At 58.0% G+C, this 20,893-nt stretch carries 18 protein-coding genes; 13 read left to right on the top strand and 5 right to left on the bottom strand.

Going from position 1 to position 20,893, the window contains the following annotated elements; all coding sequences use genetic code 11:
• Positions 1 to 169: 169 nt before the first annotated feature.
• Together QVF11_RS08350 and QVF11_RS08345 are read right to left on the bottom strand one after the other, a co-directional pair.
• The gene (locus QVF11_RS08350; protein ID WP_462660397.1) at positions 170 to 889 is read right to left on the bottom strand and encodes a phosphodiester glycosidase family protein; all 720 of its coding nucleotides are present in this window, start codon (positions 887 to 889) and stop codon (positions 170 to 172) included.
• Between the two features lie 51 nt (positions 890 to 940).
• Positions 941 to 2,056, bottom strand: a complete 1,116-nt coding sequence (locus QVF11_RS08345; protein WP_287856276.1) for a YbdK family carboxylate-amine ligase — start codon at positions 2,054 to 2,056, stop codon at positions 941 to 943.
• Positions 2,057 to 2,382: 326 nt separating this feature from the next.
• Between QVF11_RS08345 and QVF11_RS08340 the strand changes: the two genes are divergently transcribed.
• From QVF11_RS08340 to QVF11_RS08310, 7 genes are read left to right on the top strand one after another with little or no spacing between them, the layout of a single operon-like run.
• Positions 2,383 to 4,047, top strand: coding sequence for an ABC transporter substrate-binding protein (locus QVF11_RS08340; RefSeq protein ID WP_287856274.1), 1,665 nt, complete (start codon positions 2,383 to 2,385; stop codon positions 4,045 to 4,047).
• 18 nt (positions 4,048 to 4,065) lie between these two features.
• Positions 4,066 to 5,019, top strand: coding sequence for an ABC transporter permease (locus tag QVF11_RS08335; protein ID WP_112217375.1), 954 nt, complete (start codon positions 4,066 to 4,068; stop codon positions 5,017 to 5,019).
• Positions 5,020 to 5,021: 2 nt separating this feature from the next.
• Complete coding sequence (locus QVF11_RS08330; RefSeq protein WP_287856271.1) at positions 5,022 to 5,915, top strand: ABC transporter permease; 894 nt, start codon at positions 5,022 to 5,024, stop codon at positions 5,913 to 5,915.
• Between the two features lie 3 nt (positions 5,916 to 5,918).
• Positions 5,919 to 6,962, top strand: a complete 1,044-nt coding sequence (locus QVF11_RS08325; RefSeq protein WP_139538586.1) for an ABC transporter ATP-binding protein — start codon at positions 5,919 to 5,921, stop codon at positions 6,960 to 6,962.
• Entirely contained in the window at positions 6,952 to 7,962 is a 1,011-nt protein-coding gene (locus QVF11_RS08320; RefSeq protein WP_112217377.1) for an ABC transporter ATP-binding protein, read from the top strand. The genes QVF11_RS08325 and QVF11_RS08320 overlap by 11 nt, the downstream gene beginning before the upstream one ends.
• 18 nt (positions 7,963 to 7,980) lie before the next feature.
• Positions 7,981 to 9,165 carry an amidase gene (locus tag QVF11_RS08315; RefSeq protein ID WP_287856267.1) on the top strand — a complete coding sequence of 395 codons (1,185 nt, stop codon included), beginning with the start codon at positions 7,981 to 7,983 and terminating at the stop codon, positions 9,163 to 9,165.
• Positions 9,155 to 10,423, top strand: a complete 1,269-nt coding sequence (locus QVF11_RS08310) for a Zn-dependent hydrolase (RefSeq protein WP_287856265.1) — start codon at positions 9,155 to 9,157, stop codon at positions 10,421 to 10,423. Before QVF11_RS08315 ends, QVF11_RS08310 begins: the two co-directional genes overlap by 11 nt.
• Positions 10,424 to 10,908: 485 nt before the next feature.
• Here QVF11_RS08310 and QVF11_RS08305 read toward each other — a convergent pair whose 3' ends face one another.
• A complete protein-coding gene (locus QVF11_RS08305; RefSeq protein WP_287856263.1) occupies positions 10,909 to 11,799 on the bottom strand; it encodes a DMT family transporter in 891 nt (296 codons plus the stop codon).
• Between the two features lie 108 nt (positions 11,800 to 11,907).
• Between QVF11_RS08305 and QVF11_RS08300 the strand changes: the two genes are divergently transcribed.
• Positions 11,908 to 13,242 (top strand): aminotransferase-like domain-containing protein, encoded by a 1,335-nt coding sequence (locus QVF11_RS08300; RefSeq protein ID WP_287856261.1) that lies wholly within the window; start codon positions 11,908 to 11,910, stop codon positions 13,240 to 13,242.
• Here the strand turns inward: QVF11_RS08300 and pdxR are convergent.
• On the bottom strand, positions 13,239 to 14,705 hold the full coding sequence (gene pdxR / locus QVF11_RS08295; RefSeq protein WP_142512077.1) for a MocR-like pyridoxine biosynthesis transcription factor PdxR: 1,467 nt from the start codon (positions 14,703 to 14,705) through the stop codon (positions 13,239 to 13,241). The two genes, QVF11_RS08300 and pdxR, sit on opposite strands and share 4 nt — an antisense overlap.
• 234 nt (positions 14,706 to 14,939) lie before the next feature.
• Here pdxR and QVF11_RS08290 point away from each other — a divergent pair, with 234 nt between their 5' ends.
• Genes QVF11_RS08290 through QVF11_RS08275 form a run of 4 tightly spaced genes read left to right on the top strand, consistent with a single transcriptional unit; the run spans position 14,940 to position 17,918 of the window.
• The gene (locus QVF11_RS08290) at positions 14,940 to 15,791 is read left to right on the top strand and encodes a transporter substrate-binding domain-containing protein (protein ID WP_142512076.1); all 852 of its coding nucleotides are present in this window, start codon (positions 14,940 to 14,942) and stop codon (positions 15,789 to 15,791) included.
• Positions 15,792 to 15,842: 51 nt separating this feature from the next.
• Entirely contained in the window at positions 15,843 to 16,484 is a 642-nt protein-coding gene (locus QVF11_RS08285; RefSeq protein WP_110273235.1) for an amino acid ABC transporter permease, read from the top strand.
• Positions 16,485 to 16,498: 14 nt separating this feature from the next.
• Positions 16,499 to 17,164, top strand: a complete 666-nt coding sequence (locus QVF11_RS08280; protein WP_112217395.1) for an amino acid ABC transporter permease — start codon at positions 16,499 to 16,501, stop codon at positions 17,162 to 17,164.
• Complete coding sequence (locus QVF11_RS08275; protein ID WP_287856256.1) at positions 17,157 to 17,918, top strand: amino acid ABC transporter ATP-binding protein; 762 nt, start codon at positions 17,157 to 17,159, stop codon at positions 17,916 to 17,918. The genes QVF11_RS08280 and QVF11_RS08275 overlap by 8 nt, the downstream gene beginning before the upstream one ends.
• Before the next feature lie 521 nt (positions 17,919 to 18,439).
• Here the strand turns inward: QVF11_RS08275 and QVF11_RS08270 are convergent.
• The gene (locus QVF11_RS08270; RefSeq protein WP_287856254.1) at positions 18,440 to 19,204 is read right to left on the bottom strand and encodes an SDR family NAD(P)-dependent oxidoreductase; all 765 of its coding nucleotides are present in this window, start codon (positions 19,202 to 19,204) and stop codon (positions 18,440 to 18,442) included.
• A 182-nt stretch (positions 19,205 to 19,386) separates the two neighbouring features.
• Here QVF11_RS08270 and QVF11_RS08265 point away from each other — a divergent pair, with 182 nt between their 5' ends.
• Positions 19,387 to 20,724, top strand: coding sequence for an aspartate aminotransferase family protein (locus tag QVF11_RS08265; protein WP_142464080.1), 1,338 nt, complete (start codon positions 19,387 to 19,389; stop codon positions 20,722 to 20,724).
• The last annotated feature ends 169 nt before the right edge of the window (positions 20,725 to 20,893 follow it).

The following is a 20,893-nucleotide window of genomic DNA, read 5'->3' as shown; positions in this document are numbered from 1 at the left end:
CGCGGGGATTGTAAAGGGGGAGACGGTTTTCTCCCCCTTTACCCGTTCACGTACCGCGGTGAGACATTTTCTGCGAAATAGTGGTGAACGGAACCCCTATAACACCGTCCCGGAGGCGGCGCTTGACGCGCCTGTCCGGGCTACAAAACCGCAGGCGATGTTATGCTGACTACCGGCTCTCCACTGCGATCATGGTGACGAACGGGTGGTACTGCCACGGCACGCTGCCGCCTCTCTGATACATCTTTGAAATAGTGCCATCGAGATACAGCATCTGGCGTACGTTGAGCTTTGTCTGCGCGTAGCAGGCGAAATCATAGAAATTGGTTTCGTGCTCGCTAAGCATAAATACCACTTTGCCCTCAGGGGTGATGCCCACGCCGTTACGCAGCTTGCGCGAGCTGGCAGAGGGCTTCAGGCGCCAGTTGATCTTGCCGTTTTCAATCAGCATCGGTCCTGACTGCACGGCATACTGGATGGCTGGCGAGGGCTTGAATTTCTCGAGGCTGACAATGCCCGCGCTTTGTCCTTTCAGGTAAAACACTCCGCCGGGACGAATAAAAAAATTGCCGCCGCCGGAGGCGCGGTTAAGTGGCGTCAGCTGCCTGCCTTTCTCGATATACAGCCCCAGCGGCGCATAGGCTTTATCATAAATTCCGCCGTTCATCGCCATCTGTACCCGTCCGTTCTGGTTGATATCCGCCAGCAGCGATCGCAGCGATCCCCAGGCTTTGCCATCCTCTTTCTGCCAGTACATGACAATGCGCTCGCGCTGCGGATTAACGGTATAGCTTTGTAGCGTCAGCAACGGATCGGTCAGCGAGCATTTTCCGCTGGCGAACGCAGGTAGAGATAACAGCAACAACGGCAGAAGAGATAAACAGCGCACGACAGGATCCCAGACAAAAACGAAAGCGTGCAGTATACCGTTTTATCGCCGCTACGCCGTCCAGATCTCGCAATGCTTCTGTACCAGACCGATTAGCGATCCGCCGTTGGCGACAAACTCGCGCATCCGCTGAGATTCACTGCGATCCTGCTTCGCCTGGCGGACGACTGCATCCAGTGCGCTGTCAGCCTGAAGCTTATGGGCAAAGGGCGTCAGTTTATCCGCCAGTTGTAAAATCTCTTCGCGAAACGACTGCTGTTTACCCGTGTGAACATCGGTATTGATGCCATCCAGCCCATAACGACAGGCTTGATAGCGGTTGAAGGGGTAGAGCAAATAATCCTCAGGCTGGTGCTTAAACGGACGCTCCGTCAGCAGCCAGCAGGCGATAATCTGGATAAATCCGGCAATATTCACCGCCTGGGCTATCGTCAGCGGCGTGTCCATCACCCGCACCTCGACGGTACCAAAACCCGGACTTGGGCGAATATCCCAGTGCAGATCCTTCATACTGTCGATCATGCTGGTATAGCTAAGACGACGAAATAGCCCGATAAAGGCCTGCCAGCTGTCGACCCACGGCATCGGGCCGTTGTCAGGGTAAGCCGCAAAAAGGTTCAGCCGCGAACAGGCAAAACCGCTATCCGCACCGTCGAGCCAGGGAGAGGCGGCGTTTAACGCAATAAAATGTGGCACAAAGCGCGACAGGCCGTGCAGCAGGTAAATCGCATCATCGCCATTTTGGCATCCCACGTGTACGTGCTGGCCGAATATTGTCGCCTGTTTCGCCAGATAGCCAAAGTGCTCGACGGTTTTCAGGTAGCGCGGGTTATCGCTGATCTGCTGGCGCTGCCAGCTTTGAAACGGGTGGGTTCCGCCGCCGCATATTTGCAGATGATGGTGGGCAGCGGCGCGCAGCACCGCCTGCTGAATGGCCCCCAGCTGCGCCGTGGCCTGATGGATATCGCGGCAGATACCGGTCGCGATTTCCAGCATGCTTTCGGTAATGTCATGCTTGGCTTCGCCCGCTTTCAGCGTGTTTTGCACTTCATCAATAAGCGCGGAAGAGTCCTGGCTTAGGTCGTAGCCCGGCGGATTGACCACCTGAAGCTCCAGCTCGATGCCGAGGGTAAAAGGCTCGGAGCGATGAAAATCGGGTAAGGGCATAGCGATTCCCTCCTTATCTTTATAACAGGAGTATAGAAGGAATCAGTTGATGCTGATAATTTGCTGTATATTATGAATTTAATTTATAAAAAATGACGCGGCGTGATTATTATCTCCCGGGAATATTAAGGCTGGTGCAATCCTGCAACACAATTCCCGTCGATGGTGCAAAAAGATAAGGTTGTTTTATTTTTTTAATTAAAATCATTAAGATAATATAAGTCATTCTTATTTTATAAGCCATTTCACACTTATTTCCCGCAGATTCAGAACTGGTATGCATCTTGCCTGTTAAATAGCGACTTTTATTTAACAGGGACAATGTGATGCTGAAGAAAAAATTACTCTCACGTAAATGCCATCTCGCCGTTGCTGTTAGCGGGGCATTGGCGCTGTTTGCCGCTTTACCGGCTCATGCCTCAACGTTGCGGATAGCGATGACCGCCGCCGACATCCCTTTAACCCTCGGTCAGCCCGATCAGGGTTTTGAAGGTAACCGCTTCACCGGCATCCCGCTCTACGACGCTCTTGTTGAGTGGGATCTGTCGCAAGGAGAAAAGCCCAGCGGCTTGGTTCCGGGGCTGGCGACCGAGTGGCACGTTGACCCGCAAGATCAAAGTCGCTGGATTTTCACCCTGCGCCCGGGAGTGAAGTTTCACGATGGCTCGGAGGTCAACGCCGATGCTATTGTCTGGAACGTGGATAAAGTGCTGAATAAAACCGCTCCGCAGTACGCTCCGGGCCAGATTGGTAACACGCTTTCGCGCATGCCGACCCTGACCGGTGCGCAGAAGATTGACGACCACACCGTGGTGTTGACCACCTCCGAGCCGGATGCGCTACTGCCGTACAATATCACCAACCTGTTTATCGTTTCCCCGACGGCGTGGCAGAAGCTGTATGACGCGGTACCGGCAAGCAGCGGCGATACCGCCGCGCGCAGTAAGCAGGCATGGACTGAATTCGCCGCCCATGCGGTGGGCAGCGGCCCGTTTAAAATGGAAAAACTGGTTCCCCGCCAGCAGCTGATCCTCGACAAAAACCCCGACTACTGGAACAAAGATCGCATTCCTCGGGTGGATAAAGTGGTGCTGATCCCGCTGCCGGAAGCCAACGCCCGCACCGCGGCGCTGCTCTCAAAGCAGGTGGACTGGATTGAAGCCCCGGCCCCGGACGCGGTCGATCAAATCAAAGCCCAGGGTTTTAAAATCTACGCCAATACCCAGCCGCACCTGTGGCCGTGGCAGTTCTCCTTCGAAGAGGGCTCGCCGTGGAAAGATATTCGCGTGCGCAAAGCCGCCAACCTGTGCCTTAACCGCGCCGAGCTGAAAAGCTATCTCGGCGGCTATATGACCGAGGCGACCGGCGTCTATGAGGCCGACAGCCCGTGGCACGGTAAGCCCACTTTCCAGATTAAGTATGACCCGGACACCGCCCGCAAGCTGATGACTGAAGCCGGATATAGCGCCGGTAAGCCGCTGCACGTGACCGTTGCCACTTCGGCATCCGGTTCCGGGCAGATGCAGCCGCTGCCGATGAACGAGTACATCCAGCAGAGCCTGAAAAGCTGCTTCTTTAACGTCGATATCAAAGTTAACGAATGGAACACCCTGTTTACCAACTGGCGTCTCGGAGCGAAAGATCCGTCCGCGAAGGGGATCGACGCGATCAACGTCAGCGCCGCGGTGAACGACCCCTATTTCGGCATGATCCGTTTCTCTACCGCCAAAGCCTTCCCGCCGGTCGCAACGAACTGGGGCTACTTCTCGACCCCGGAAACCGAAAAGCTGGCCACGGCGGTGAAGCACGCCTTTACTCCGGCTGAAATGGATAAAGCCGCCGGTGAACTGCACGCCGCGCTGGTCGATCAGGTGCCGTTCCTGTTCGTTGCCCACGACGTCGGGCCACGGGCGATATCACCTGCCGTCACCGGGGTGGTACAGCCGCAAAGCTGGTTTATCGACCTCAGTCTGGTGAGCAAAAAAGAGTAATCGTCACGGGAGCAAGAGATGATCAATACGCTGCTATATCGCATCCTGCTGGCCGTCCCCACCATGCTTGGGGTGGCGGTAATCTGTTTTATGCTGGTGCAAATAGCACCGGGTGACCCGCTGGTGTCGGTGATGCCGCCGGACGCCTCGGAAGCGCTGCGTCAGACCTTAATGCAGGCCTACGGTTTTGATAAACCGCTGCCGCTGCAGTTTGTTCACTGGCTATGGCGGGCGCTGCACGGAGACTTAGGCATGTCGGTCGCCACCGGGCGCCCGGTGATTGGCGAAGTGATGACGGCGGTGACTTACTCTCTGCGTCTGGCGCTGCTGGCGACGGTGATTGGCTTTGTGCTGGGTAGCCTGTTTGGTTTTGTCGCTGGTTACTTTCGTAACAGCATTATTGACCGCCTGGCTTCGGTGCTGTCGGTGTTTGGCGTTAGCGTGCCGCACTACTGGCTGGGGATGCTGCTGGTCATCATTTTTAGCGTCAAACTCGCGCTGCTGCCGGCGACCGGCGGTGGGCCGATTGGCGAGGTGGGCTGGCAGTGGGACTGGGAACATCTGCAGTTTATGCTGCTGCCTGCTTTTACGCTGTCGGTGATCCCAACCGGGATTATTGCCCGCACCGTCCGTTCGCAAGTGGCGGATATTCTTAGCCAGGAGTTTATCGTCGGCCTGCGCGCCCGGGGGCTTAACGAGTCGCGAATCTTTCTGCACGTGGTGAAAAACGCCGCCCCGACCGCGCTGGCGGTAATGGGCCTGCAGGTTGGCTATCTGATGGGCGGCTCGATTCTGGTGGAAACCGTCTTCTCCTGGCCCGGTACCGGGATGCTGCTGAACACCGCCATTTTCCAGCGTGACCTGCCGCTATTGCAGGGCACCATCTGGGTGCTGGCGCTGTTCTTTGTGCTGCTCAATCTGCTGGTGGATATTCTGCAAACCACTCTCGACCCGCGAATTAAGAGGAGCTGACGATGGTGGATACCGTGACAACCAAAGGCATTCCCGTTTCTGCAACGACGGTCGCCAGACAAGGCTACTGGCGCGGCGTGTTTAGCCGACTGCTGCGCGACCCCGGCGGGGTCTTTGTTGGGGCGATCATTCTGATTCTGCTGGCGCTGGCGCTGTTTGGTCCGTGGCTGATAGTCAAAGACCCTTATCAGACATCGATGTTTCTACGCCTTAAACCGATTGGCTCCGACGGCTTTGTGCTGGGCTCCGATGAACTGGGGCGCGATATGCTCTCAAGGCTGATTCTCGGCACCCGCCTGTCGCTGTTTATGGGCATCGTTCCGGTGGTGTTCGCCTTTTTTATCGGCGGCGCGATCGGCATTATCGCCGGATATGCGGGCGGTAAAACCAACACCCTTATTATGCGCACCGTCGACGTGTTTTATGCGTTTCCCTCGGTTCTGCTGGCGATAGCGCTCTCCGGTGCGCTGGGGGCGGGTATTGGCAACGCGCTGCTGTCGCTGACCCTGGTATTTGTCCCCCAGGTGGCGCGTATCGCCGAAAGCGTCACCGCCCAGGTGCGGCATATGGATTATATCGACGCCGCCCGCGCCACCGGGGCCAGCGCGTTCACTATTATTCGCGTGCAGGTGCTGGGCAACGTTTTAGGGCCGATTTTCGTCTTTTCTACCGGGTTGATTTCGGTGTGCATGATCCTCGCTTCCGGCCTCTCTTTTCTGGGTCTTGGCGTTCGCCCGCCTGAGCCTGAGTGGGGGCTGATGCTCAACACCCTGCGCACGGCAATCTATACCCAGCCGTGGGTGGCGGCGCTGCCCGGCCTGATGATTTTTATCACCTCCATTTCGTTCAATATCCTCGCGGACCGCCTGCGCGCGGCAATGGCGATTAAGGAGTAAGCGATGCAACCCTTTATCAATATCGACCTCGGCGGACCGGCTCAGCCGCTGTTGAAGGTCAACAATCTGCTGAAACATTTTCCTGCCGGTGGCGGCAAAAAGCGCGAAGTGGTGCAGGCGGTGGATGACGTTAGCTTTACGGTGGTCAAAGGCGAAACCCTTGGTGTAGTAGGGGAGTCGGGCTGCGGTAAATCAACCACCGCCCGGCTGCTGATGCAACTGCTTAAGCAGGATAGCGGCGAGCTGATTTTTGATGGCCTGGAGGTCGGCTCATCGCGTCTGCCGATGAAAGAGTATCGCCGTCAGGTGCAGATGGTCTTTCAGGATAGCTACGCGTCGCTGAATCCGCGCATGACCATGGAAGAGAGCATCGCGTTCGGCCAGCGGGTACACGGCGTTAGCGCCAAAGAGGCCAGCGAATATGCACGCTATCTGCTGGCGCATGTCGGCCTTGAGCCTGGGCGCTTTGCCCATCGCTACCCGCACGCGCTCTCCGGCGGCCAGCGCCAGCGCGTCAACATCGCCCGCGCGCTGGCGATGAAGCCCCGGCTGGTCATTCTCGATGAAGCGGTCTCGGCGCTGGATAAATCGGTTGAAGCCCAGGTGCTGCAATTGTTGCAGGAGCTTAAGCGAACGCTGGCGCTGACCTATGTGTTTATCAGTCACGATCTGCACGTGGTGCGCTGGCTGTCAGATCGCATTCTGGTGATGTACCTCGGCGAGGTGGTGGAGATTGGCCCGGCGGAGCAGCTGTTTACCGCCTCGGCGCACCCTTATACCCGCGCGTTATTAAGCTCGATGCCGTCGATGGATCCGCAACATCGCACCTTAACCTCCCCGCTGAGCGGCGATCCGCCCAGCCCGATTTCACCCCCTTCCGGCTGCCGGTTTCATACCCGCTGTCCGCATGCCAGAGCGGTGTGCTCGCAGGTGAAGCCAAAGCTTGAAAGCGTCGGTGAAGGACATCAAAGCGCCTGCCTGATGGCGCAGCCCGCGTCGCCCTGGCATCAGAATATCGTCATCCAGGAGGTGAGCCATGTCGCATGAAGCTTATGTCCATATCCGCGACCTGCGGGTGGAGTTTCGCCGCGACGGCCAGACGGTCAACGCGGTTAACGGCGTCTCCTTTGATGTGCAAAAGGGCGAGGTGATGGCGTTGATCGGCGAATCCGGCTCCGGGAAAAGCGTCACTCTGCGCGCCCTGATGCGGCTGCATCCGCCGAAAAGCAGTGTGCTTTCCGGTACCCTGAAAGTCGGAGAGGAAGAGGTGCTGTCTATGAGCGCCGCGCAGCTACGGCGCTATCGCGGCGCGCGCTGTGCGATGATTTTTCAGGAGCCGCTGCTGGCGTTCGACCCGGTCTATACCGTTGGACAGCAGATTGTTGAGGGGCTGCGCCGCCACGAAGGGTTGTCGCGTCAGGCTGCGCTGGAGCGGGCGTTGGAAGCGCTGCGCCAGGTGCGCATCCCCAGCCCCGAGCGGCGGCTGGACGCCTATCCGCACGAGATGTCCGGCGGGATGCGCCAGCGAGCAATGATTGCTCTTGCGCTCTCCTGCAATCCGCAGCTGCTGCTGGCGGATGAGCCGACCACCGCGCTGGATGCGACGGTGCAAATCCAGATCCTGATCCTGCTGCGCGAGCAGCAAAAGCAGCGCGATCTGTCGATTATCTTCGTGACTCACGATATCGGCGCGGCAGTGGAGATTGCCGACCGGGTGGCGGTGATGTACGCCGGGCGCATCGTTGAAGAGGCGTCGATTGAGGACATTTTATATCGTCCTCGCCATCCTTATACCCAGGTGCTGTTAGGTAGCCGTCCGAAAGAGGGGCTGAAAAAGGGCGACGCGCTGCACTGCATCCCTGGTTCGCCGCCCGATCTCTCGCGCCTGCCGCCTGGCTGTGCCTTTGCCGAGCGCTGCCCGCACGCGCGACCGGCCTGCGCTGAGAGCCAACCAACGACAGAACAGGTAGGGTCGCGTCACGTGGTGAGCTGCCATCGCTGGCGGGAGCTGAATGCATCCGTTGAAAACCAGGCGCTTTACGCCTGAATCACAGAGGAGACTAACATGCAGGATGACCTTCGCGCCTTTATGCCCTATCCGGCGCACCCGGTGGCGCATGCCTTAAGCGGACCGCTGAGCGGGCTGACCTTTGCGGTCAAAGATTTGTTCGACGTGGCGGGCTACCCGACCGGCGGCGGCAATCCGCACCTGCTGGCGCTGTCCGGAATTAAAAAACGCACCGCCCCGGTGGTGCAAACGCTGCTGGATAACGGCGCGCGCTTTATCGGTAAAACCCATACCAGCGAGCTGGCGTATTCGATGAGCGGGCACAACGTGCATTATGGCACCCCGCGCAACGGGGCCGCGCCCAATCATATTCCCGGCGGCTCTTCGTCCGGCTCGGCGTCGGCGGTATCGAACGATGCCTGTGATTTTGCCCTCGGTAGCGATACCGGCGGCTCGGTACGCACTCCCGCCAGCTATTGCGGATTGTACGGCCTGCGTCCGACCCACGGGAGAATCTCCCTCGACGGCTGTCAGCCGCTGTGTGCCACCATGGACACCTGCGGCTTCTTCACCCGCTCGCCGGAAGTCTTTTCTGCCGTTGCCGCCTGTCTGTTCAGTGATGAGAGAGTGGATATTAGCCGCGTTCGGCTGGCCAGCCATGATGGGCTTTTTTCCCGTCTGCCGCCGTGCAGTCAGCAGGCCCTGCTACCGGTTCGCCAGCGGCTGGGGCACTTTTTTGGCACGGTTTCACCCTTGAGCGAATCGCTGCCGGAGGTGGACGATATCTATCTCGCCTTCCGCCAGATTCAGGGCTACGAAGCGTGGCAGGCGCAGGGGGAAACTATTGAGCGCTACGGCTTGCAATTGGGACCGGATGTGCGCGAACGCTTCTTTTGGGGCAAAGCGGTGACTCGCGAGCAGTTTGAAACCGCCTGTCAGTTGCGCGAACGGTTTAGCGCCTGGTGGGACGCACAGCTCGGCGATGCGGTGCTGGTGATGCCAACGGTTCCCGACGGCGCGCCGCTGCTGACGGCGCAGGCTGAAGAGATAGAAGCGGTTCGCCGCCTGTCCCACGACCTGCTGTTAATTTCCGTAATGACCCGGCGTCCGCAGGTGACGCTGCCGGTTACTCAGGTGGGCGGTTTACCGCTGGGGATTTCATTTTTAGGGCCACGCGGCAGCGATCGCCTGCTGGTTGAGCTGGCCACCGCGTTTATGCAAGGAGACCGAAATGAGCAGTGATGTCCTTTTTACCCCGATGACTGAGACCACCGATAGCCGTGTTAATGGCGAGCGCCTGTGGGATTCGCTAATGACGCTGGCGGAAATCGGTGCCACGCCGAAGGGGGGCTGCTGTCGTCTGACGCTCACTGATCTCGACCGGCAGGGGCGCGATCTGGTCATTAGCTGGGCGCAGGCGGCCGGGATGAGCGTCACCGTAGATAAAATCGGCAACGTCTTTATGCGTCGGGAAGGGCGTAATCCGGCGCTGCCGCCGATTGTTTCCGGTAGCCATATTGATACCCAGCCAACCGGCGGCAAATTTGACGGTAACTACGGTGTGCTGGCGGCGCTGGAGGTGGTGCGTACCCTGAACGATCTGGAGATTGAAACCGACGCGCCGATTGAAGTGGTGTTCTGGACCAATGAAGAGGGTTCGCGTTTTGTGCCGGTGATGATGGGTTCCGGGGTGTTTGCCGGGGTATTTCCGCTGGAGACTATCTACACGGCGAAGGATGCGGAAGGCAAAACCGTGGGCGAGGAGCTGGCGCGCATCGGCTATATCGGCAGCCAGGTGCCAGGCGACCATCCGATTGGCGCTTACTTCGAAGCACATATCGAGCAGGGGCCGATTCTGGAAGATGAAGAGAAAATCATTGGTATCGTGCAGGGTGTGCTGGGTATTCGCTGGTATGACTGCGTGGTAACCGGTCAGGAGTCCCACGCCGGGCCGACGCCGATGCGCCTGCGCCAGGATGCGTTACAGGTCGCGACCCGCATTATGCAGGAGGTGGTGGCGATTGCCGGACGCAGCGAAGAGGGGCGCGGTACGGTAGGGATGGTTCAGGTCTATCCGAACAGCCGCAACGTGGTGCCGGGCGAGGTGACTTTTTCGATTGATATGCGCAATCTGAGCGATGCGCTGGTGGATGAGATGGACCGCCAACTGCGCGAGTTTATCGGCAGCGTCGAGCAGGAGAGCGGCCTGAAGGTGGCCCTGAAAGAGGTGAGCCACTATCCGGCAGCACCGTTCCACCCGGATTGCCAGACGGCGATTGCCGGAGCCGCGCAGCGTCTGGGGTATCCTGCACGGGAGATTGTGTCCGGTGCTGGTCATGACGCGGTGTATATGAGCTATCTGGCGCCGACCGGGATGATTTTTATCCCCTGCAAGGACGGCATCAGCCATAACGAAATTGAGTATGCTTCCCCGGAACATGTTGAGGCAGGGGCAAACGTGCTGCTGCAGGTGATGCTGCAGTACGCGCGGGCGGTGTAGACCGTCGTTCTCCCCGGTCGCGCTGCGCTTACCGGGGCTACGTGTTTCCAGCCGTCTATGATTTTGTAGCCCGGACAGGCGCGTCAAGCGCCGCCTTCGGGGAGATTTTCATGCAGCAACTGAATCCCCCTTGAAACAGAAAAACTCACAGCGATGCCCTGGCGCCCGCTGAAATCGGCGAACCGGAGGTCCGAAGACAAGGGCTGGCCGCCAGGGATGGCGGACAGAGGCGAATCGAGACAGTGATGTCGAGTTGAGCCGACCGCAGGCTGAGGACCGGGAGGTGAGCGCAGTGCGCAGCACCGATTTCTTTGCGGGACCGCGGGGATTGTAAAGGGGGAGACGGTTTTCTCCCCCTTTACCCGTTCACGTTCGACAGAAATACATTTTCTGCGGGATAGCGGTGAACGGAATCCATATACATTCCCGGAGGCGGCGCTTGACGCGCCTGTCCGGGCTACCAGACCCCTTCTCCGGGAACTTCTTTAGCGGCTAAATTTACGCGAGCCGACAACGCACAGAACCACCCCCAATGTCACCGCCAACATCACTGGGCTCACGGTTTCGTGCAAAAGCGCTGCCGACAGAGCCAGCCCGAAGAATGGTTGTAGTAGCTGAAGCTGACCGACGGCGGCGATACCGCCAATAGCCAGCCCTTTGTACCAGAAGATAAAACCAATCAGCATGCTGAAGAGCGACACATAGCCGAGCGCGGCCCAGGCTGATGCCGATATCGCGCTCCATGACGCTGGCTGGGTCATCAAGGAGGCAACCAGCATAAAAGGCAGCGCAATAATCAACGCCCAGCTAATCACCTGCCAGCCACCAAGCTCCCTCGTCAGCTTTGCCCCCTCGGCATAGCCCAGGCCGCAGGCGATAACCGCCGCAAGCATCAGCAGATCGCCGATGAGCGACGTGACCGCATTTTGCGTTAGCGCGAATCCCGCCACCAGCAGGCTACCAATAATAGAAAAAGCCCAGAACGCGCGACGTGGACGTTCCCCGCCACGCAGCACGCCAAAAATTGCCGTCATCAGCGGTAATAGCCCGATGAAAACTATCGAATGCGCAGAACTAACATGCCGCAGGGCCAGCGCCGTCAGCAGCGGAAAACCAATCACCACGCCCAATGAGACAATCACCAGCGGGACAAGCTGCGACAGGCGCGGGCGTTTCTGGCGAAAACTCACCACCAGGACGATGGCCAGAATCCCGGCGATAGAGGCGCGCAGATAAGTCAGCATGAACGGGTCCATATCCAGCACCGCCAGACGCGTCGCGGGCAGCGAGCCGCTAAAAATAATGACCCCCAGTAAACCGTTGAGCCATCCCGACCATGATCCCGGATCTGTTTTGTGAACCGCTGAATCTACCACGTTAACCTCGCTATATTGGATGTGCTGTACTGACTTGAGCAATGTCTGAGGTGATGGTAGTGTGCTCAATCTAATACAATCAAATTATTGTCATAGATACATTCACCGATGAAAGCCCGATACAAAGCCATTGTTGATCGCTACGCGCAGGCGATTCATAGCGGGCAGATGTCCGCCGGAACCCGTCTGCCAACGCATCGCTCCCTTGCGGCAGATGAACATATCTCGCTGGCCACGGCCACGCGCGTGTATCACGAACTGGAGGCAATGGGTCTGGTCAGCGGTGAAACCGGGCGCGGAACCTTTGTACGCGACATCTCGCTCCCGCCGGGGCATGGCGTCGATCAGCAGGTGATAGCTGCCGATGTCGTAGATCTGAACTTCAACTATCCTTCGCTGCCGGGGCAAGGGGATGCGCTGCGCGAGGCGCTCAGGCAGCTTGCGATGGCGGGGGATATTGACTCTCACCTGCGCTATCAACCCCATGCCGGGCGGCTCGCAGAGCGTGAAATTATCGCTCGTCATTTGACCGGCAACCGCTTTGCTCCTGACGCGGAAAATGTGCTGATCGTCAACGGCGCTCAGCACGGGCTGGCGGTGACCGTGATGGGGCTTCTGCGACCGGGCGATGTGGTTGCGGTGGATGCGCTAACCTACTCGGGCTTTAAGGTTTTGGCGGCGATGTATCATCTGGAGCTGGTGGCAATTCCCTGTAGCGCCGAGGGACCGGATCTCCATGCGCTTCATCAACTATGCCAGCAGCGGCACGTACGGGCGGTTTATACCATGCCGACGCTGCATAATCCGCTCGGCTGGGTGCTCAGTCTTCGCCAGCGGCAAGTGCTGACAGATCTTGCGCGCCAGCACGATCTGCTGATTATTGAAGATGCCGCATACGCCAGGCTGGTTAGTCATCCGCCGCCCCCGGTGGCCAGCTATGCGCCGGAAAGAACGGTCTATGTCACCGGTTTTTCCAAAAATGTAGCTACTGGTCTGCGCGTGGGGGCGGTTATCTGCCCGTCGCACTGCCGACCCGAGATTGAGCGCGCTATCCGCGCCACGACGTGGAATACCCCTTCGCTGATGAGTTCGCTGGTCTGCGCCTGGATTGAAGACGGCACGGTTGCACGCTTTGAAACGCAGAAACGACAGGATGCGCGGCAGCGGCAGCGGGTTGCCCGTGAGGTTCTCGGTGCGCTTCCCTTAGTGAGCCATCCGGATTCGTACTTTCTTTGGCTGCCGCTTGCTGAGGAGAGCCGGGCCGATCGGCTGGTGAAAACGCTGATGGAGCGTAATATTTCCGTTTCGACTGCCGAGCCGTTTTGTGTTTCCACCCACGTCCCGCAGGCGCTGCGTATTGCCCTCGGATCCGTTCCTCTTGATAGCCTGCGTGCGGCGCTGCTCAGCGTGCTCGAAGCCGTAGAGTTTGAACAATACCGCTAACCCATCTGCGCCAACTGACCGCGCAGCACTTCAACCCCCTGCTCGATGGCGTCAGGGTTAATGGCATGGAAACCCATGCGGAAGAAGTTATCCGGCGGCGCGTCGCTAAGAAAATGCCGCGCGCCGGGTTCAATCAGTACCCCGGCGTGGGCGGCGCGCCAGGTCAACTGCTGAGTATTGATTTGCTCTGGCGTGGCTAACCAGAACGCGTTGGCATGTTCGCTGCCGGGGATGATTCGGCATTCCGGCAGATGATGTTGCAGCGCGTTATTGAGCCTGTCCCAGCGCTGGGCCGAGTCGTAATGGTAGCGCCGCAGGTGCGTTTCATAGTGGCCCTGGGCGAGGAAATGCGCCATCTGATACTGAATATTGGTCGGCGGATGGCGATATACCAGCCGCCGCAGCGCCCGCGCTTCATCAATCAGGTCCGGGTCGGCGACCATAAAGCCCAGCCGCAGACCCGGTGACAGCGCCTTTGACAGGCTGCTGACGTAGACCACTCTTCCGCTGCGATCGCTGGCCTTCAGCGCCGGAAGCGGGTTAAGCATAAAGTTACTTTCCGAGTCGTAATCGTCCTCAATAATGACCGCATCATGGCGAGCAGCATGCTCCAGCAGTTGGCTACGCCGCGCCTTGCTCATCGCCACGCCGGTCGGTACCTGGTGGCCGGGGGTCACATAGTAGTAATCGCAGGGCGTATCGTTGAGGACGATCCCCTGTTCATCCACCGGGTGCGGCACGATATCCGTATCGGCAAGCAGGAAGGTGTTGATGGCCTCGCGAAAACAGGGGTTCTCCACGCCGACTCGCGTCTTCGACGACATCAGCAGGCGGGTCAGCAGATAGAGCGCGTTTTGTGAACCGAGGGTAATCAGGATCTCATCCGGCGCGGCGACAATGCCGCGCTTGGGCAGTACCCGGGTGCGGATTTGCTCAATCAGCATCGGCACGTCCTGGTCGATATGGTCCACCACCCACGCCGGATCGCGCACCCCGCCATGCAGCCAGTTAGCCGCTGAACGCCATGTCGCCAGCGGAAACTGGCGGGTATCCGGCTGACCGTAGATAAACGGGTAGCGGTAGTTCATCCAGCCCGCCGGTTTCAGAATCGACTCCTGCTGGCTGGGGGTGATTTGCAGCCGCGTGCCCCAGCGTGGTGCAGAACCTTCGTCCTGCGGTGCAGCTTCCGGCGCAGTGGAAGGGGAAGCGTGCTGATAATCCGGGTGCAGGTAATACCCGCTACGCGGGCGACTTACCAGATATCCCTCGTTCACCAGCCCCTCAAAAACCAGCGCCGTGGTGTTACGCGACACCCGCAGCTGGCTGGCCAGCTGGCGGCAGGAGGGAAGCGGCATGTCGGCGGAAAAAATACCGCCCAGAATGGCGTTAATCAGCGTCTCGCGCACCTGCTCCTGCAAACCGCGGCGCGGGTCGAAATCAACGTGTAACAGGTGTCGGATCATGCTTAGCTCCTTACGCAAACGCTCTGTGCATGAACTGGAGCAAATTCCATACCATCCTGAAAATGACTGACACATCCACGCGGTGAATCTGGCTCTATCTGGAAATTTAAAACCGTTCCTAAATTAAAAATGTATTCATCAGTCGCGGACCGGAACTTCCGTCGGCACATATTTTGCAAAACCTTTTCATGTTCTGGAATGAACACGTCTGGCGAATTAATTAGGGGTGGATTGATGAAAAAATCATTAGGTTCAATGTGTCTTGGCGCCATCATGGCGATGGCCTTTTCTTATCACGCAGTTGCCGCCGATCTTCCGGAAATAGAAAAATCCGGCACATTGAAAGTCGCGACCGAAGATGATTACGCGCCGTTTAACTTTATGAATAACGGCCAGGCGGATGGCTTTAACAAAGATATGCTCGATGAATTACGTAAATACGCGAAATTCAATGTCGATCAGAGCATTTTGCCGTGGACCGGATTATTAGCGGCGGTCTCCACCGGTCAGTACGATATGGCGTTAACCGGCGCGGTGATTACCGACGACCGCCTGAAAGTCTTTGATTTCACGCCGCCGTGGGCTTCAGCACAGCACTATTTTGTCAAACGCGCTGGCGATAATTCACTGGATACGATTGCGAGTCTGAGCGGTAAAAAAGTGGGCGTTCAGGCGGGCAGCGCGCTGCTGGCGCGTCTGCCGGAACTGAAAGCGATGCTGGAGAAAACCGGCGGTAAACTGGGGCCGGTGGTGGAATATCCTTCCTACCCTGAAGCCTATGCCGACCTCGCCAACAAACGCCTCGATTACGTGATTAACGTGGTTATTTCGGTCAACGACCTGGCGAAGGCTAAGCCAAAGGTATTCGCCAAAGGTCTGGCGGTTTCCGGTCCGGGCTATATGGCGTGGCCGATCCCGAAAAACTCGCCGCAACTGCTGGCCTATATGACCAAATTTATGAACCACATGAAGGAAACCGGCAAGCTCGCCGAGCTGCAGAAAAAGTGGTTTGGCGAAACTTATGACGACCTGCCGACCGAAGCGATTACCAGCCCGGAACAGTTTCATAAATTAGCCGGTCTGTAATGTGTTCTGCGGCGGGTCACCGCCGCCTGTTAAGGTGTGAAGGAGGGCTTCATGGATGCAATTTCCTGGCAGTTACTGATTGAAGGCGCATGGACGACCCTCTGGATTTCGGCCATCGCCATCGCCTTTGGCGTGGTGATTGGCCTGCTGATTGCGCTGGTGCGAATGCTACGCGTACCGGTTATCGATCAGCTGCTGGTGGTCTATATCAGTCTGGCCCGCGCTACGCCGCTGGTGACGCTGGTGCTGTTCCTGTTTCTTTCTCTGCCGACGGTCGGGATTAACCTCGATAAAAACGTCGCGGCGATTGTGGCGCTGACGCTCAATACTTCGGCCTTCAACGCCGAAATCTGGCGCAACGCTTTTCGTACTTTCCCCCGCGAGCAGCGGGAAGCGGCGGAGTCGGTGGGGATGCGTCGCTGGCCTTACTTCCGCTATATCATGCTGCCGCAAATGTGGATTGAGAGCCTACCCGCGCTGGTCAACGAAATGTCGTTCCTGATAAAAGGCAGCCCGGCGATTGCGGTGATTGGCGTGGTGGATTTGACCCGCGTAACGAACCGAATTTCTTCGGTCACCTATGAACCTCTTTCGCCGATTCTGGCGGCGGGCCTGCTGTACGTGGTGATCATTGGTCTGCTGCTGAAACTGCAGGGGATGGCGGAGCGTAAAGCGAAACGTCTGGCGCGATAAATACAGGAGGTGCTATGAATCAGTGGGCCGTTATCTGGTCGGTGCGCGACAGCTTTATTGCCGGTTTACTCGCCACCCTTGAGCTATTTATTACCGCAGCCATTGCCGGATTAATTATCGGGATTGCGCTGTGCTATTTAACCGAATATCAAAAGAAAACGCTTAACCGGCTTATTATTGGCTTTGTCAGTTTAATGCGGGCCATTCCATTTTTGATACTGGCCTATTTGCTCTATTACGGCCTGCCGGAAGTCGGTATCAGTATGGAGGCGTGGACCGCTGGGCTGATTGCCTTAATTATCTATCACGGCGCTTATTTCTTTGAAATATTGCGCAGTCAGCGCCGGGTATTTTCAGGTGGCTATATAGAAGCCGCGGTGGCGCAGGGTTTTTCACGCTACAAAATATTCCGCCGCATTATTCTGCCCAATATCCTGTCTTCCGCATTACCGTTGATGGGTAACCAACTGATTATTTGCCTGAAAGACACCGCTTTTCTCAGCATTATCACCGTCCAGGAGATAACCGCTGCGGCCAACAGCGTGCAGGCCACTTATTTTATCCCGTTTAACGCCTTTATCGTCGCGATTGGACTCTACTGGGCTGTCAGCATTCTGCTGGAACTGCTGATTAAACGTCTGAGCGCCTGGGGAGCCAGAAGAGGAATGAGCCATGCATGATACGACTGCTGTAAGCGTCAAAAACGTTTCTAAACAGTTTGATAACGTTGAAGTTCTGCGTGATATCAATCTGACGGTAGAGAAGGGGACCGTGGTGAGCATTCTTGGTTCGTCGGGTTCTGGTAAATCAACACTGCTGCGCTGCATGAACTGGCTGGAGCAGCCGGATCGCGGCGAGGTGCGCATCAGCGGCCAGCGGCTGGGTATTGATGAACATAATGGCCGGGCCATGTCCCATCGGCAGCTGTCGAAAATCCGCGAGCGGGTCGGGATGGTGTTTCAGAGCTTTAACCTATGGCCGCACCTGACCGTACAGCAGAACGTCAGCGAAGCGCTGCTGCACGTGAAGGGAATGAAGCGTGATGAAGCGAAAGCTATTGCCATGCAGCAACTGGAGAAAGTGGGGATGGCGCATAAAGCCGACGTTTACCCCATCACGCTCTCAGGTGGACAGAAGCAGAGGGTGGCGATTGCCCGCTCGCTGGCGATGTCGCCGGAGGTGATTTTATTTGACGAGCCAACATCGGCCCTCGATCCCGAACTGGTCAATGAGGTGCTGGGCGTGATGAAAGCGCTGGCCGCCGAGGGTTACACCATGGTGGTGGTGACCCACGAGATGGACTTTGCACGTCAGGTATCGGATGAAGTGGTGTTTCTTGAGAAGGGGTTGTTGATTGAGAAAGCGCCGCCGGAGAAGTTTTTCACCAACCCGGATTCCGAGCGCGTCAGGCAGTTTTTACAGAGCAGCCGATAACAGTTAACCCCGGGTTGCGGCTGGCTACGGCTCTGCGGTTTTGTAGCCCGGACAGGCGCGTCAAGCGCCGCCTCCGGGAATGTATATGGATTCCGTTCACCGCTATCCCGCAGAAAATGTATTTCTGTCGAACGTGAACGGGTAAAGGGGGAGAAAACCGTCTCCCCCTTTACAATCCCCGCGGTCCCGCAAAGAAATCGGTGCTGCGCACTGCGCTCACCTCCCGGTCCTCAGCCTGCGGTCGGCTCAACTCGACACTACTCGTCCCATCCCTGGGACTCGCCCCTCCGGGGCCAGCGCAAGCACTGTTCAAAATTGCTCCGGGCAATTTTGTCCATGTCTCGATTCGCCTCTGTCCGCCATCCCTGGCGGCCAGCCCTTGTCTTCGGACCTCCGGTTCGCCGATTTCAGCGGGCGCCAGGGCATCGCTGTGAGTTTTTCTGTTTCAAGGGGGATTCAGTTGCTGCATGAAAATCTTCCCGGAGGCGGCGCTTGACGCGCCTGTCCGGGCTACCAAAACCTCAATCCCGGTCGATTGCGAACGGCTGCCAGGCTTGACGTACCGGCATCACTTCCACCCGATTGATATTCATATGGTCCGGCAGCGTGGCGATATAAAACATCTGCTCGGCAATATCCAGCGCGCTCAGCGGCGTGGTGCCGCGATAAAGATTATCCGACGCCGCCTGGTCACCTTTGGTGCGCACCAGGGTAAATTCCGTTTCGGCAATCCCCGGCGCGAGGTCGGTCACGCGCACACCGGTGCCGAGCAGGTCGCAGCGCAGGTTGTAGCTGAACTGCTTCACGAAAGCCTTGCTGGCGCCGTAGACGTGGCTGCCTGGATAGGGCCACTGCCCGGCGATAGAGCCGATATTAATGATGCTCGCGCCCGCGCCGTGGTTAATCAGCGTCGGCAGCAGGGCGTGGGTCACGTTGACCAGACCGGTGACGTTGGTGTCGATCATCGTTTTCCAGTCTTCCAGCTCCACTTTCTGCGCTGGCTGCGGCGACAGCGCCAGCCCGGCGTTGTTAATCAACGTGGTGATATCGGCGAATTCAGCGGGCAGCGCTGCCACGGCCGCGGCAACCGCATCGCTATCGCGTACGTCGAGTTCGATAATATGCACCGGGACCTTAGCGCTGAGCTTATCCGCTAACGTCTTCAGCCGCTCAACACGGCGTCCGCTCAGTACCAGCGACCAGCCCGCATCGGCGAAAACCTGCGCCGCCGCTTCCCCAAAACCCGAGGTCGCCCCGGTAATAAACACCACTTTGCTCGTTGCCATTTCATTCTCCTGTGCAGGTTGTCGCTCCCACTATAAAAACGCCGCGCGCGTGGGCACAGGGCCAGTCGGAGCGCGGCGATGTGACACGGTGTCACATCATTTTCGCCGTACTGGCTCTATCCGTTTTTCTCAGGCGCAGCCAATGATGATGCCAACAACAACGACATGAGAGAGGGCAGGGTATGAAGCTGGCAATACAGAACGATGTAGCGGTAAGCAATGATGAAGTTCGGCAGCTGGATCGCGCCTACGTATTTCATTCATGGTCGATGCAGGGCAATTTACATCCGCTGGTGATCGCCGGGGCCAAAGGCTGCGAGCTGTGGGATTACGAAGGCAATACGTACCTTGATTTCAGCAGCCAGTTGGTCAACGTCAATATTGGCTATCAGCATCCTCGCGTGCTGGCGGCAATGAAAGCGCAACTGGAAGAGCTGGTGACCATCGCGCCTGCCACCGCCAACCTCGCCCGTGGCGAAGCGGCGAAACGTATCGTCGAGCTGGCGCCGGAAGGCTTTAGCAAAGTGTTCTTCACCAACGCCGGAGCGGATGCCAACGAGAACGCCATCCGCATGGCTCGGCTCTATACTGGGCGCGATAAAGTGCTCTCTGCCTACCGTTCCTATCACGGTAATACCGGCAGCGCGATTGCCGCTACCGGCGACTGGCGTCGCGTGCCGAACGAGTATTCGCGCGGCCACGTTCACTTCTTCAACCCCTATCTCTACCGCAGCGAGTTCAACGCCACGACGGAAGAGGAGGAGTGCCAGCGCGCGCTGGCGCATCTGCGACGGATGATTGAGTGCGAAGGTCCTAACGCGATTGCCGCAATTCTGCTGGAATCCATTCCGGGTACCGCCGGAATTCTGGTGCCGCCGGATGGCTATATGCAAGGCGTGCGTGCGCTGGCCGACGAGTTTGGTATTGTGCTGATCCTCGATGAGGTAATGGCCGGTTTTGGCCGTACCGGCAGTTGGTTTGCCTTCGAGCAGGATGGCGTGGTACCGGATCTGGTGACCTTTGCTAAAGGAGTTAACGCCGGTTATGTTCCGGCGGGCGGCGTGCTGATTAGCGAACCGATTGCCCGCTATTTTGACGACCATTTCTTTGCCGGAGGGCTGACCTATTCCGGCCATCCGCTGGCGATGGCGGCGATTGTCGCCACCATTGACGCGATGAAAGAAGAGAAGGTTGTGGAGAATGCGGCAATGATGGGCAATGAGGTGCTGCGCCCGGGGCTGGAAGCGCTGGCGGAGAAACACGCGATTATCGGCAACGTCCGCGGTCGTGGTCTGTTCCAGGCACTGGAGCTGGTCAGCAGCCGCGAGCAGAAAACGCCGCTGACCGCTGCGGATATGGCGGCGATTAAGGGCGCGTTAACCGAAGCCGGTCTGCTGGCGTTTGTGGTGGAAAACCGCATTCACGTGGTGCCGCCGTGCACCATCAGCGCTGAGCAGGTAGCAAAAGGCCTGGCGATTTTTGATGCAGTATTCACCCGTTTCGCGAGCCTGGCGAAGTAAGGGATTTGTGCGGGTTGTTTCCCGGAGGCGGTGCTGCGCACCTGTCCGGGCTACCAAACTCGCAGAACGCACGGTCCCGTAGCCCGGGCAAGGCGCGTCAAGCGCCGCTCCCGGGATAAAGCCACGCCGATACATCAGGTCCGGCACATTTCCCGGAGGCGATGCTGCG

This window comes from Klebsiella sp. (assembly GCF_027492335.1).
In the GTDB taxonomy this organism is placed as follows: Bacteria; Pseudomonadota; Gammaproteobacteria; order Enterobacterales; family Enterobacteriaceae; genus Klebsiella; species Klebsiella huaxiensis.
This window is presented reverse-complemented; position numbering and strand designations above follow the sequence as displayed.

Coding starts and splice junctions, on each gene's coding strand:
- QVF11_RS08345 (WP_287856276.1), bottom strand. CDS start 2,056: ATGCCCTTACCCGATTTTCATCGCTCCGAGCCTTTTACCCTCGGCATC.
- QVF11_RS08340 (WP_287856274.1), top strand. CDS start 2,383: ATGCTGAAGAAAAAATTACTCTCACGTAAATGCCATCTCGCCGTTGCT.
- QVF11_RS08335 (WP_112217375.1), top strand. CDS start 4,066: ATGATCAATACGCTGCTATATCGCATCCTGCTGGCCGTCCCCACCATG.
- QVF11_RS08330 (WP_287856271.1), top strand. CDS start 5,022: ATGGTGGATACCGTGACAACCAAAGGCATTCCCGTTTCTGCAACGACG.
- QVF11_RS08325 (WP_139538586.1), top strand. CDS start 5,919: ATGCAACCCTTTATCAATATCGACCTCGGCGGACCGGCTCAGCCGCTG.
- QVF11_RS08320 (WP_112217377.1), top strand. CDS start 6,952: ATGTCGCATGAAGCTTATGTCCATATCCGCGACCTGCGGGTGGAGTTT.
- QVF11_RS08315 (WP_287856267.1), top strand. CDS start 7,981: ATGCAGGATGACCTTCGCGCCTTTATGCCCTATCCGGCGCACCCGGTG.
- QVF11_RS08310 (WP_287856265.1), top strand. CDS start 9,155: ATGAGCAGTGATGTCCTTTTTACCCCGATGACTGAGACCACCGATAGC.
- QVF11_RS08300 (WP_287856261.1), top strand. CDS start 11,908: ATGAAAGCCCGATACAAAGCCATTGTTGATCGCTACGCGCAGGCGATT.
- pdxR (WP_142512077.1), bottom strand. CDS start 14,705: ATGATCCGACACCTGTTACACGTTGATTTCGACCCGCGCCGCGGTTTG.
- QVF11_RS08290 (WP_142512076.1), top strand. CDS start 14,940: ATGAAAAAATCATTAGGTTCAATGTGTCTTGGCGCCATCATGGCGATG.
- QVF11_RS08285 (WP_110273235.1), top strand. CDS start 15,843: ATGGATGCAATTTCCTGGCAGTTACTGATTGAAGGCGCATGGACGACC.
- QVF11_RS08280 (WP_112217395.1), top strand. CDS start 16,499: ATGAATCAGTGGGCCGTTATCTGGTCGGTGCGCGACAGCTTTATTGCC.
- QVF11_RS08275 (WP_287856256.1), top strand. CDS start 17,157: ATGCATGATACGACTGCTGTAAGCGTCAAAAACGTTTCTAAACAGTTT.
- QVF11_RS08270 (WP_287856254.1), bottom strand. CDS start 19,204: ATGGCAACGAGCAAAGTGGTGTTTATTACCGGGGCGACCTCGGGTTTT.
- QVF11_RS08265 (WP_142464080.1), top strand. CDS start 19,387: ATGAAGCTGGCAATACAGAACGATGTAGCGGTAAGCAATGATGAAGTT.